Source organism: Maridesulfovibrio salinus (genome assembly GCF_055394525.1).
Genome location: NZ_AP042461.1, coordinates 4,049,153 through 4,062,472 on the forward strand (window position 1 = coordinate 4,049,153; position 13,320 = coordinate 4,062,472).

At 46.4% G+C, this 13,320-nt stretch carries 12 protein-coding genes; 2 read left to right on the top strand and 10 right to left on the bottom strand.

Annotation, left to right across the window (positions count from 1 at the left end; genetic code table 11):
• Nucleotides 1-148 precede the first annotated feature (148 nt).
• Nucleotides 149-475, bottom strand: coding sequence for a DMT family transporter (locus ACZ5PW_RS18620; RefSeq protein WP_464556470.1), 327 nt, complete (start codon nt 473-475; stop codon nt 149-151).
• A 21-nt stretch (nt 476-496) separates the two neighbouring features.
• On the bottom strand, nt 497-3,151 hold the full coding sequence (locus ACZ5PW_RS18625) for an ATP-binding protein (protein WP_464556472.1): 2,655 nt from the start codon (nt 3,149-3,151) through the stop codon (nt 497-499).
• Between the two features lie 351 nt (nt 3,152-3,502).
• Here ACZ5PW_RS18625 and ACZ5PW_RS18630 point away from each other — a divergent pair, with 351 nt between their 5' ends.
• Complete coding sequence (locus ACZ5PW_RS18630) at nt 3,503-4,057, top strand: peroxiredoxin family protein (RefSeq protein ID WP_464556473.1); 555 nt, start codon at nt 3,503-3,505, stop codon at nt 4,055-4,057.
• A gap of 23 nt (nt 4,058-4,080) precedes the next feature.
• On the opposite strand, the gene ACZ5PW_RS18635 is transcribed toward ACZ5PW_RS18630, so the two are convergent.
• Complete coding sequence (locus ACZ5PW_RS18635) at nt 4,081-5,262, bottom strand: diguanylate cyclase (RefSeq protein WP_464556475.1); 1,182 nt, start codon at nt 5,260-5,262, stop codon at nt 4,081-4,083.
• 3 nt (nt 5,263-5,265) lie between these two features.
• Entirely contained in the window at nt 5,266-6,267 is a 1,002-nt protein-coding gene (locus ACZ5PW_RS18640; protein WP_464556477.1) for a BMP family ABC transporter substrate-binding protein, read from the bottom strand.
• 256 nt (nt 6,268-6,523) lie between these two features.
• Here ACZ5PW_RS18640 and ACZ5PW_RS18645 point away from each other — a divergent pair, with 256 nt between their 5' ends.
• Nucleotides 6,524-7,117, top strand: a complete 594-nt coding sequence (locus ACZ5PW_RS18645) for a peroxiredoxin (protein ID WP_464556479.1) — start codon at nt 6,524-6,526, stop codon at nt 7,115-7,117.
• A 69-nt stretch (nt 7,118-7,186) separates the two neighbouring features.
• On the opposite strand, the gene ACZ5PW_RS18650 is transcribed toward ACZ5PW_RS18645, so the two are convergent.
• The 6 genes from ACZ5PW_RS18650 to rnfG all read right to left on the bottom strand — a co-directional run bounded on the left by ACZ5PW_RS18650 (nt 7,187) and on the right by rnfG (nt 13,317).
• Nucleotides 7,187-7,714: a hypothetical protein gene (locus ACZ5PW_RS18650; RefSeq protein ID WP_464556481.1), complete on the bottom strand. Its 528-nt coding sequence runs from the start codon at nt 7,712-7,714 to the stop codon at nt 7,187-7,189.
• Nucleotides 7,715-8,270: 556 nt separating this feature from the next.
• A complete protein-coding gene (locus tag ACZ5PW_RS18655) occupies nt 8,271-9,320 on the bottom strand; it encodes an FAD:protein FMN transferase (protein ID WP_464556484.1) in 1,050 nt (349 codons plus the stop codon).
• 4 nt (nt 9,321-9,324) lie between these two features.
• Complete coding sequence (locus ACZ5PW_RS18660; protein WP_464556486.1) at nt 9,325-11,436, bottom strand: FAD-dependent oxidoreductase; 2,112 nt, start codon at nt 11,434-11,436, stop codon at nt 9,325-9,327.
• A gap of 26 nt (nt 11,437-11,462) precedes the next feature.
• On the bottom strand, nt 11,463-12,038 hold the full coding sequence (locus ACZ5PW_RS18665) for an electron transport complex protein RnfA (protein ID WP_464556488.1): 576 nt from the start codon (nt 12,036-12,038) through the stop codon (nt 11,463-11,465).
• A gap of 13 nt (nt 12,039-12,051) precedes the next feature.
• Complete coding sequence (rsxE, locus tag ACZ5PW_RS18670; protein ID WP_464556490.1) at nt 12,052-12,738, bottom strand: electron transport complex subunit RsxE; 687 nt, start codon at nt 12,736-12,738, stop codon at nt 12,052-12,054.
• Between the two features lie 9 nt (nt 12,739-12,747).
• A complete protein-coding gene (rnfG, locus tag ACZ5PW_RS18675; RefSeq protein WP_464556491.1) occupies nt 12,748-13,317 on the bottom strand; it encodes an RnfABCDGE type electron transport complex subunit G in 570 nt (189 codons plus the stop codon).
• Nucleotides 13,318-13,320: the final 3 nt, after the last annotated feature.

The following is a 13,320-nucleotide window of genomic DNA, read 5'->3' on the forward strand; positions in this document are numbered from 1 at the left end:
TAGGCGGGTAAAGTTATATGCTGTTTTTTTTAAATAACTCAAATCAGTTGAAGTTGATATTTATCACCAAAACAACAAAAACAACACTTTGATTATTATAACTCAAACAAATAACAAAGCTTCATCCGAACTATAGACCAACCCCCAATCAATGCTTTACTCCACCGAGGTTAAGTCCAACAACTCCTGCTATGATCAGCATTAGGCTTACAGCTTTCAGCGGACTGAGTGATTCTTTAAAGATAAAGATACCCAGAACAGATATGAAAGCAGTTCCCAAACCTGACCATATTGCATACGCCACGCTGACATCAATTTTTTTAAGGGCAAATGTCAAAGCTGTGAAAGATGCACCATAAAAAAAGAACAGGAGCACTGATGGAAGCAAGCGGGTAAACCCCTGTGAAAACTTCATCGAGACTGTTCCGCCAACCTCAAGAATAATAGCAAGAGCAAGAAGAATCCAATGCTGCATCAGTATCCACCTTGATTAATTTTAGAGCCCGGTCACCCTGAACAAAACAGCTTCCAGTTCGGCCCCTTCAAAAGGCTTTGTTACATATTCATCCATTCCCGCATCAAAAGCCTCCAGCATGTCAACTCTGGCGGCATGGGCTGTCAGTGCAATGATAGGAATAGCGGACACCTTTGAAAATTCCGATGAATTTCTAATCAGCCTGGTTGCCTCCAACCCGGTCATAACCGGCATCTGAATGTCCATCAACACGGCATCATAAGTCCCCTCGGAAACTATCTTGAGGCATTCGCGCCCATTCTCTGCACAATCCACCTTATGTCCCATTTTTTCAAGCAATCTTCTGGCCATGAACATATTGACTTTTTCGTCTTCCACCAGAAGTAATTTCAATTTTCTTTCATGAGTATGGACATCCTCTTTTTGACGGACCTCTCTATTGTCCGGAATATCGCGCCCTACGAGTACGTAAAATTGAACCGTAGTTCCCTTACCTAGTTCACTTTCAATGGTCAGACTGCCATCCATCAGATTAACCAGCCGTCTTACAATAGAAAGTCCCAGACCTACTCCTTGAAATCTTCTTGTTCTCGAACCGTCCACCTGAGTAAAGGAATCAAAAATTTTGCTTATTTTATCATCAGGAATCCCCACGCCGGTATCTGTGACGGAAAAGAAAAGCCTCAACTGCTTTTCATCACGATGTGGAAGAGTGAAAGCATCAATTGAAATCACTCCCTCATCAGTGAACTTGATTGCGTTACCCAGCAGATTGAAGAGTATCTGCCGCAATCTTCCGGCATCGCCCATGAACACGTTTTCAGTTCCCGGCGAAATACTCCATTCAAGAGCCAGACCTTTCTCGTCAGCCTGAACACTCAATAGATCAGCACATTGACCCAGCAATTCGTCGAGTTCAAAAGGTTCTTCCCATATATCAAGGATTCCTGCTTCAATTTTAGAAAAGTCGAGCAGGTCGTCCAGAACACGCCGTAAACTGTTTGAAGATTTCAACCCGGTTGCTATATATTCGGCCTGCTCACGGTTCAACTCTGTACCTTTCATGAGTTGAAGCATGCCTATAACACCGTTCAAGGGAGTACGGACCTCATGACTGATGTTTGCCAGAAAATCGTCTTTGGCGGAATTAGCTCTCTCCGCTTCTTCCTTGGCGGCCAGCAGGTCTGTCTGAATCTTTTTGTTTTCGGTCATGTCAATAAAAAAACCAGCAAGAAATGTCTGACCCTTAATAGTCAGCACAACAGTCCTTATATCAACCACAAGGTTCTTCCCGTTGGTTGTCTGACAGGAAATATCGTGAAAATCACCGCCCCCTTCTGTGAGATGTTTGGCAATCTCCTCCTCAATAAAACCAGAATCCCTCTGCGGATGCAGGTTCATGATATTAAGGGAGTCCAGATGTCCATCCGGCACCTCAAACAACTCTATGAAAGAAGCATTAGCAAAAATAATTTTCTGGGAATAAGGATCGATCAGGCATATACCACCGGGATTGTGCTCAAGGATTATTCGGTGTCTTTCTTCACTTTCCGACAGAAGCTGTAAAGCTTCATTTCTATCGTCTTCATGCTTCCGAAGTTGTCCAACCATTGAGTCCCAAGTTCGGGCCAATGAGCCGACTTCTCCATCAGTATAGTCGATTCCGCTGCCAGAAGCCCGCCCCGTTTGCCCCATATCCCTTGCCACCTTGGCCAGCCGTTCCAAATTGTCCGCAATCCCCCTGCCCCCTGCAAACCACGCGATAAGAAGAGCCATCGTCAGTGAGACAACAGTGGTGATACTCACGCGGGTAATTATGAAGTCGGCATTGTGCAGAACTACGGCAGCATCCTGCCCCATGAACATATAAATATAGGGAGAATCATCCGGCCTCAGCCGCAAAGGTGTCGAGGCGATAATACGCTTCACCCCAGTTGAATCGACAATTTCCATCAGGCCGACACCGTCAGATGAACGGGCATGCTCAAAAACCTTTTTCTTTATTGGCATTCCGGGAGCAATATCCCCAGGGCTGGGATACCTGAAAATGCGAATTCCAGAGGAATCGCAGATTCCGAAAAACGAACCTTCCGGAAAATCTGATTCATCAAAAACCTTTACGTAATGCTGCAGATTCACCCCTATTATAATCGCCCCCACATACTTGCCGTCTTCACCTTTAACAGGTATTCCGAAAGGGAAAATACTCTTCTTGGTATGCTTGCCCACAACAAATTCTCCGGCGGAGAACTCTCCACTTGCAAGAGCATCACGAAACTGCCTACGGTCAGAGAAGTTGAGTTTCTTTACATTTTCGATCCCCTTCCCCGCAGCTATCGGATCACCATTCAGATCAACCAGGATCACATTGGTATAAATCGGGTTGGCTTCAAGCAATGAGGAGAGAATCCTGTCCGCTCCGCGCGAATTCATTTTTTTAATTTCGGGAATTGCCGCCACTGTTTTTAGCAGTGATCGTGTGGAATCGGTGATTCTCTGCTGGATCTGGCAGAAACCATTCAGATAGATGGCTGTATCGTTTTTGGCTGTCTGAACAGCACGTTTACGATTTTCAAGCTCGGTAATGAAATTGAGGAGAAAAGCGGGAATTGTGGCGAGCAAAACCAGAAATATCAGTTTTTTTCTGATTGAGCCGTGAAATAATCTTAATCCCATAAAAACCCCACTTTTACGCTATCCTATTAAAAAGACGGATATATTTGACAGCACAATTAATATGTCTGCACGCGAACATATGTAAAATCGGCCGACTATAATTCTAAACCACCTTTTAATTAAAATAACAGTAACATCTCAGCTTCAACCATTCAACTATTGCCTTTTCTTTTCGGTCCTTCTCTATCCCTTTTCTGTCTATTGGATCACTTTTCATGTAAAATAGATTCAACAGACAGGAATTGCCAGATAAATAGACACCCTTAAAAGTGCCAAAACGTCAACAACGGTAGAACTCTGGACAATTTATCCAAGATTATTAATTAAGTCTAAAAAACAGAAGGAAAAATCATGATTAAAAAAACTATATTCCAGGTTCTTATCACTGTCCTGCTAGCGTCATCTGTGTTTGCTTCGAATTTCCATGAGGGTGACAGCTTTCCGGATATTACTCTGGCAGAAAAAATTTCACCACAACACAGGAGTTATCTAGGTCTTAAGGGAGAAGGACCATGGAAACTGAAAGATATTGAGGCAGATTATGTACTTATTGAAATATACAGTATGTATTGCCCGCATTGTCAGAAGGAAGCAAAGAACGTTAATGAGCTTTATTCGCTAATAAAAAGTTCAGATAAGTATTCAGGAATAAAATTAATTGGGATAGGTGCTGGTAATTCAGACTTTGAAATAAAATTTTTCAAAGAAAAATACGGCGTTGAATTCCCTCTGTTACCTGACGAGGACCTTAGTATCCATAAAGCCCTTGGAAGCACAGGGACGCCTTACTTTTATCTTGTCAAAACCAAGAATGAAAAACTCAAGACTGCGATATCCCATGAAGGCCCTTTCAAAGAACCTGCCAAATTTCTTGAAAGAATATCAAAAGCTGCGGGAATAAAATAAGAAAAAACAGAGAAAAAGTATCCTCAGGCGCAATTATCGGAGTAGACAACAACTCTGTTGCGCCCTTTTTCCTTGGCGTCATAAAGGGCTTTATCCGACATATCCAGAAGCTCATTAAGGCTTTCATTACCTGTAAAGCAGGTAACCCCTATGCTGATGGACACTATCTCCCCGTGCCCGAAAGGCTTTGAGGATATCACCCGGCGAAGATCGTTAAGAAGCAGCCCTGCCGCGTTTATTGATGTTTCCGGCATAACCAGTACAAACTCTTCTCCTCCGACCCTTGCAAGAAGATCAGTTTTGCGGATCCTGCGGCTTACCTTCCTGGAAAAGGCAGCCAGAACATCATCACCCACGGCATGGCCGTAGGTGTCATTGATTTTCTTAAAATGATCCAGATCCAGTAAGGCGATGGATAGAGGATGCCTGTATCGTTTGCTCAATTGAAGCAGCTTTCTTACTTCAATATTGAACCCGCGCCTGTTGGGCAGCCCTGTTAGTTCATCAGTGACTGCCAGCTCCTGCATTGTCTTGAAGTTCTCATTTAGCTTGCTGCGCATGCTGTCCAGAGTTCTTCCCAGCATGGAAAGTTCATCCCGTCCTCTCCATTTGCAAGGGGTCTCAAGGTCTCCCTGGGAAAGCATATGCGCCTGATCGATAAGCCTGTTCAACGGTTTCAGAATCTTGAAATAAATAACCGGAAGAACAAACAGCAGACCGGCAAGAAACATCACCGAAAACAGCATTATTATATGATTTCTCTCTTTCTTTATCTGAGGAACTATCCAACCTTTATCCACTTCCACCTGAACATATCCAAGGACCTCTCCTTTTCGAACCACAAGCTGGCTCAAAACAATAGTTTCGTAATTATTAGCCGGAGATTTCTTGGTAGCTTCAAGCAGATATAAATCATAGATTTCAGAAAAAATATTTATGGAAACAATACGTTCATCCCGGAGAAGAACACTTACAATATTTCGAACTTCTTCAGGAGAAAATGACAGCATAGCATCTTCAGTACTCTCGACAAGGGTTGCCAGAGTCTCATCATGGAAGGCATCCAGTTCATTCCTCAGCTTGGTTCGCTCACTGCCCAGTGTATAGATCATCCCTCCGGTCATGGTCAGTAGACCGCCAATGATAAGTACCCCGACTACAAAAACAGGGATACTGTGAAATCTGGTATTTTTTCTGTGAGGCATAGCTTAAGGACACATCCCATCTTCACTGTAATCATGAACATTGATTTTTCCAAAAACAATATCGTTGCGGATTTTTTCTATATACTGACGCATGCCGGGCTTGATCAGCGATTCATTATGTTCATCAAAAACAATCCCCACAGCCCCCTGAGCTAACCCCAGCCTTTTGTAATTATCCCGCCATATCCCCCGCTTGGCCAGCATCAAAGCGGCAAAAACGGCCTTGTCAGTCCTTTTGACCATAGAAGTAAGCACACTTCCGGGATACAAACCGTTCTGATTTATATCCACCCCGATACCAAGTCTGCCGCGTGAAGCAACAGCTTTTAGCACAGCAGGTCCTGCGCCTCCGGCAGCCTGAAATATTATGTCAGCACCATCATCCATCATAGTGTACGCAAGGGCCGAAGTGGCATTACCATCATACCATGAACCGGGGTAATCCCCGATAAAGCCCTCAAGAATTTCTATGTCTTTATTTACATACTTCGCGCCCTGACTGAAACCGCACAGAAAACGGCGCTGAAACTTCGTATCAACGACTGATACAAAGCCGAGAATATTAGTTTTTGTCACCATTGCAGCAAGTGCTCCGGCCAGAAAAGATCCCTCATGCTCTGCAAGTAGAAAAGAAAACATATTAGGCTCATCCAAAACGGTATCAAGCACAATAAACCTTGTAGCCGGATAGCGCCGTACAAACTTCACCAGATCCGGAAAGTGATTGCCGTAGAGCATGAAAACCGGGGAGTACCCTTCATCAGTAAACCTGGTTACAGTATCCACATAGTCTTTCAGATTGAAGGAAGAAACTACTTCTGTGCATTCAACTCCTGTTTTTTCCTCGAATCTTTTCACTCCCTTATGAATGGAAACATTGAAAGAATTGGTCTCGATCATACCCTGATATATGATAACTGGCTTGAATTCATTGGCAGCCATAGCAGTTGAAACACCACACCAAGTGATTATTATTGTCGTCAGTAATATTACCAGTTTTTTCATCTTCTATGACTTCCGATGCTTCTAATAAAGGATAAATCGTTATAAGCGGTCCCTATTTTTCTTCACTTATCAATACTGGTATCATATTTAATACTTATTGCAGCAAAAAACAAAAATGAAGCTGGTATTTCAAGACTAAAACATTTTATTGGCTTACAACCAAAACAAGTGTCAAAATAGGTTGAACAGCTTAATTACTGTAACAAATCGAGATTAATGCCACTTACATAAAACAAATAAATAATATGGAGAGATTATGCATAAAGCAGTTTCTGTAACTACAGTGCTCATAATCCTGCTGAGTCTACCTGCAGCTTTATGGGCCGATGTTTCCGAAAAACAGATTTTCGATCCCGGTAAACTCAGCCCCATTGACAGTGAACTTAAAGTTTCAGTAGGTGACGAGGCCCCTGACTTTACTCTGCCCGCCATAAGTGGCTCAAAAGTAAGGCTGTCATGGTTCAGAGGAAAAAGAAATGTTGTCATTTCTTTCGTTCCGGCTGCTTTTACGCCGATATGTTCTGATCAATGGCCGGGATACAATATTGCAAGAGAACTTTTCGAAAAAAATGATGCGATCATGCTGGGAATAACAACAAACAGTATTCCGACCCTATATGCCTGGACCAGCCAGATGAGCGATAACGGTGTCTGGTTTCCTGTTCTTTCCGACTTCTGGCCACATGGTAAAGTAGCGGAAAAGTACGGTGTCCTGCGTTCAAACGGTGTGTCTGAACGCGCTATTTTCATAATCGATAAAAAGGGAATCATCCGTTATATAGATGTACATGACATCAACAAGCGACCGGATTTAGGCGGGATAATCAAAGAGCTTGAAAAATTGAACTGACTCCAATCAAAGCAACAGAAAGGGCCGCAGAGTAACACTCTACGGCCCTTTCATTACTATGTTTCATGACTAACTCTTGCCGAACTTTCTACGCAATCCTATCAAAGCCGCCAACCCTCCGCCGAGGATGAAAACAGCCCCGGGGATGGGGGTGGGAGTACTGGGAATGGGACCGAAATCACCAAGGCTCCCCTTGGAACCGAGCGTGGCCGTTCCGCCTCTGTTATAGTGATTAAGCACCAGATTCCCTGGAGCATATTCAACATAAAATGCGCCTACCACTCGATTGTTATTTCCACCTACGGAACTGTAGTCAAAGGCGAAATCATCAGTTAACTTTGTGTATTCTGAAACATCAGCCCCGGGTCCGGCATAGAAACTGATGGCCTGCCCGCTCCGAATCTGATTCTTCACATCAGCCAGAGTAAATGAATCAGAACTGTCAATCTGGGAAAAACCGACCATTCCAAAGTTATTACCATTATCCAGAGTCCAGTTATTACCGCCCTGCTCTACAACAAACTTGAAAGAACTGGCAGAAGCATTTCCTGCTATTATCAATATCAATATTATTAGTGTCGTAATTATCTTATACATTTTCACTCCCCCTGTTCGTTGCTACATAAAGGCTGGTAGATATGAAAGACAACCACCCTCTCTTAATATATTAAGCATTTTTCGTGCCGTGAACATTAATTTTCATAACACAATAATTATAAGGTGCAAAAAAGAAAAAAAGACAGAGTGTTAGTCACACCAAAACATTCATCATCCATGTGCAGTTTATCAAAATGCGTAAGTTTTCATTTAAACGATAGGACAACACATTAAAAAAGCCAAAAAAATGTCAGTAAAAGGCATCTAGCGTTCAAAATTGCTACAAAAGTGTAAGCGGCCCGGAAGAGTGAGCTTCCGGACCGCTTAACTTTCATGGGAGTGAGGTTGGTTTTCCCTTATGCAGATTGTCACAGGACCGTATTGCCTGTTGATGCCCTAAACCGGACGGGTGTATGGGATGCCCGGCTTAACAGGTGTTTGGGGACATTTCTGGGTTAGGAGGTTTTTTGTCCCTTCCACACATACGGTCAGCAACTGGTTGATTTGTAAAAATTTAATTAATGCAGAGCCTCAATGTCGCACTCGTGGATGAGCCTTAATGCCACCCTCTTACCGTATGCTCCCAGTCACGGGAAACCATTCTGTCTCCGGCTGAAGAAACCGTCATACAATCAATATTCTGCTGCCCGTTTATAAAACGCACTGCACTTTCAGCAGGTTTTGCAAATGTCGAAGTGGAAAGAGCGTCCGCCTCTATTGCTGTCGGTGCAGTTACTGACAAGCTAATACAGCCGTCTGGCTCCGTTTCTGTTTCTGCCGAACAAAACCTGTGTAAAATTTCGGAATCATAATACACGCCATGGAATCCCGAAGTTGCAACTGCTGCGTCCTTAAGCTGAATTACGGCTGAACAGGACCTACTTTTTCCGGGCTCTTCGATAATAACGATCCACGGCTGACCTGCGGCACTCTCCCCCTTGGCCCGGATATCGCCACCAGCATCTATTAAGTGGTTGGCTATTCCGTTTGCAGCCAGAACATCAGATGCATGGTCAATAATAAATCCCTTAGCGATACCATCCAGAGTGACAGCCATTCCGCTTCTGTCAAAAGAAACTTCATGTTGATTAATAACAAGTGATTCAAACCCCGCAAGAGCGAGGACATCATGCAGGTCACTTTTGGTCAGAGAAGACATTCCCCTGCTATCGACATTATTTTCGAGCATCTCAATCACAGGCAATATACTAGGATCAAATGCTCCTTCAGAGCTGCGGTGAAAAGACCTTGCCTTTACCATAAGCTCGTAGAATTCGGGGGGGACATCGCCCAGCCGCCCGGTCTCATTCAGGATTGAGACCGGAGTATCCGGCTGATGGCGGTCAAATATACAAACCAGACGTTCTATTTCCGCAAAAGCAGCCTCAATCCCCTGAACCGCCGCATCTTTTGACTCATGGACGACAGTGATGGAAACACTGCCCCCCATAAAAGAACGGGTTTCACAGGCTTTGAAGCGGCGATCGCCGAGGCGCAGAATATCAGCGATACGCATGGCGGCTGAGACCGGAGTGACCGCATGAGCCACTCCGATTTCCAGCGCACTTATTGCTTTAACAAACGAACGTCGGGTAAATGATGTCATTAAGTTAACCCTTGATCTCACTGAACTTCTGTACGTCGGAATCCTGTGCGTACTCAGCACCGGCTTCAGCATCGTAACAGGTAAGTCCGCAACGCAGACAGCGGCTGCCTTCCTTGCGTGCAGCTTCGAATATAATGGACCCCTTTACCTCTTCCTTGAAAGTGGACCTGCGTTCCTCAACGGAAATTTCAGGAACTTTAATACGGGGAATGGTGTAGGTCACATCCATATTCTTGAGTATGGATTCGGGGATAACTCGGAGCTGCGGGTTTTTAGGTTCGGGAATTGCTCCGTCAGTAACGTAATGGTGGATTCCGCGCGCTGCCTGACGTCCATCGGCTACAGCCTGAATGATAATGCTGCGGCCGGTATGGACCTCGCCACCCACAAACACGTTGGGGTAGTTGGTCTGCATGGAAAGCGCATCCGCTTTGATACCACCTGTCTTCTTGTTGAGATCGAAAAGCTGAGCGCCTTCGTCATCAACAAACGGGGTATTGTCGATTACCCGGTCGGTAGCCACGACAATGATATCCGCGTCAATAATCTGTTCAGTTCCCTCAACAGGATCTGGAACACCGAGAGCCTTTTTGGGATCCTTATACTGTACTTCGCAGAACTCGACTCCGGTAGCCTTGCCACCTTCAGTTATTATTCTGGTAGGTCTGGTCAGGAACTTTAGTTCAGCACCAAGCTCGGAAGCACGTTTAATCTCGTTCTTGTTGGCTGACATTTTACGCTGGATAACTCCCACAAGAGAAGTCACATCACAGCCAAGGCGTGAAGCACTGCGGACAACATCCATAGCAGTGTTGGTGTCACCTACAACTACGATTTTTTTACCTTTGAGATCAGCAGTATTTTTGCCGACCTGTTCGAGGAAGGACACCGCATCAATGACATTCTCAGCATCATCATTTTCAACACCAAGCGCAGGAACTTTCCAGGCTCCGGTTGCAATGAAGATTGCTTCATAGCCATCGTCTTCAAGAGACTTCAGGGTGATGTCCTTACCGAACTCCACTCCGGTTTTAACCTCGACACCAAGGTCAAGAATGGACTGGATCTCCCAGTCCACAACCTTTGAAGGCAGCCGGTATTCGGGAATAATTCCCTTCATCATGCCTCCGACTTCTTCGCGCTTTTCAAAAATGGTCGGTTCGTGACCGATACGGCGCAGGAAGTAGGCAGCAGATAATCCGGCAGGACCGGCACCGATAATGGCAATCTTGTGCCCGGTACTGGGGTTGCAGTCCAGTTTGATTCTGGAACCGGAATTCATTTCCCAGTCGGCAACAAAGCGGTGCAGGGTGTGAATTGCCACACCATCATCAGCAATGTTGCGTCGGCAGATGGTTTCACAGGGAGCCGGGCAGAGACGGCCTACAGCCAGGGGAAGCGGGTTGCGCTCCTTCATGGTCAGCAGAGCGCCGCGCAGGTCGCCGTTTTTCATCTGGTTGATATAGGTACGCACGTCAATCTGGGCCGGGCATTTCTGCATGCAGGGAGCCAGACAGTCGTCGATTTTGTTGAGATGCAGCAGGTCCATGGTCATGCCGCTGATACGGATTGCTCCGGTCGGGCAGACCTCGGCGCATTTACCGCAGGAAATGCAGGCGTTCATGTCGACAACAGGAACACCTTCTTCATTAAGGCGGATTGCGTCAAAAGCGCAGACCTTTACGCAGGAGCCCATGCCGATGCAGCCGAGGCCGCAGGACTTTTCACCGCCATACAGCAGAGCTTCAGCGCGGCAGTCTTCAACACCTTCGTAATCGAAGAGCAGGTGCGCGCGGGAGCCGCCGGTGCAGATGTTGTTGGCGACCTTGGGTTCTTTGAAAGTAGCCTCAAGACCCATGATAGCAGCTATGTTTTCTGCGATTTCAGGACCACCGGCAACGCAGATTTCAGGTGCGGCTTCACCCTTTACGATTGCGCCTGCAGCAGCACCGCAACCGGGGTATCCGCAACCACCGCAGTTAGCACCGGGGAAGCAGCCCTCCACTTCGGCGATGCGGGGGTCTTCCTCAACATGCAGCACCTTGGATGCGGCAGCGAGGATACCTGCAGCGGTCAGTCCCAGCAGGAATAGTACAAGAATAGAAGAAGTAACCATTTTAATATCTCTCCTTGACTGTCCGGTTATGCGGCCATGCCCTTAAAGGCGAAGAACACCAGAGACATGATACCGGCAGTGATCAGTGCGATGGGTACACCTCTGAACACATGGGGAACCGGGGCTATATCCAGTCTTTCACGGATTGATGAAATAATGACCAGCGCGATAAGGAAGCCGATGCCGGAAGCAAGACCGTACATCATGGACTTGATGAATGAATACTCGTTACGCTGAACCATGATCGCTACACCGAGAACGGCGCAGTTAGTTGTGATCAGGGGCAGGAAGAGACCCAGCGACTGATAAAGGGGCGGGATGACCTTTTTGAGGAACATCTCGACAAACTGTACCAGTGAAGCGATGACCAGAATAAAGACGATTGTCTGCAGGTACTCGATTCCGAAGGGGATGAGCACATACTGGTGCAGGGGCCAGGTGATGGCGGTAGCCATCAAAGTAACGAATATAACCGCTCCGCCCATTCCGAGAGCAACATCGGTGGACTTGGAGGTTCCCATGAAGGGACATGCACCAAGGTACTGAACCAGTACGATGTTGTTGATGAAAATGGCAGAGATAAAAAGCAGGAAGTATTCCATTTGTCAGTCTCCCCTACTTGTCCTTGAGGTTTTCAATTCCGCCGCAGGCACCACAGGAGGCGCAGGAGGAATTCATGACATCAGGCGGAGTCTCGCCCTTCTTGCGGCTCTGATACCTGTTAAACGCGTTCATTCCGGCCAGAATCACCCCGAGAGCGACAAAAGCGCCGGGAGCCATAACCATGAATGAAGCAGGCTGAAAAGAAGGCCACATCACTTCAATACCGAAAACAGTGCCGTTCCCGAGGATTTCACGGACGGCGCCGAGAAAGGTCAGGGATGCGGCAAAACCGATTCCCATGCCAAGCGCATCGGCAATTGAGAGGATTACTCCGTTTTTGGATGCGAAAGCTTCCGCGCGCCCCAGAATCAGGCAGTTAACAACGATCAGGGGAACGAAGATCCCCAGTTTCTGGTAAAGCGGATAAGCGTAGGCCTGCATCAGCAGCTCAACGGTAACAACCAGAGAAGCGGTGATAACAATAAAGCAGGCAATACGAACTTTCGGGGGTATAATTTTCCTGATTGTGGAAATGATCAGGTTGGACATGGTCAGAACAAAAATAACCGCCATTCCCATACCAAGACCGTTCTCCGCAGAGGAGGTGACAGCCAGCACAGGACAGAGTCCCAGCAGAACCCTGAACGGAGGAAGCTCATCCCAGAGTCCTTTTGCAAATTCTTTTACTAAACGGCTCATGGTTTCTCCTTAAGACTTCTTCCAGACCAGATTGATCTCGGGCTTGATGGACTGATAGATTTCAATGGCCTTGCGAACGGCATCAACAGTACCCACAGAGGAGTAGGTAGCACCTGCGATGGAATCGATGTCGCCGCCCTTTTTGGAGACCTGCATGGAATCAAGGTCGTGGCCCGCGAACTTTCCGGTGAAGGAAGGATCCATGACCCTGTCACCGAGTCCGGGAGTTTCAGTCTGGGTGGTGATGCCGATACCGATCAGCTCGTCCTCGTTCACGTCAAAGCCGACCATGACGCCGATGTCTCCGGAATAACCGGGAGCGAAAGCCTCAATGGCAACGCCGACGAGCTTGCCGTCCTTAATGGCCGGAAACACGGTTACATCTTTGATGGTGACACGCTCTTTAATGGGATCGTTATCCCTGTTTTCCAGAACGGAGAGCAGCGCGGGCCCCTGAACATAGGTCAGAACCTGCTGTTCAATCTGACTTTTAGTGGCCTGCTTCAGGTTCACCAGCACAGCACCGGAGGTGGCACAGATGATGGACAGGACCACGAGCATATGAAGTATTTCACGCATGAC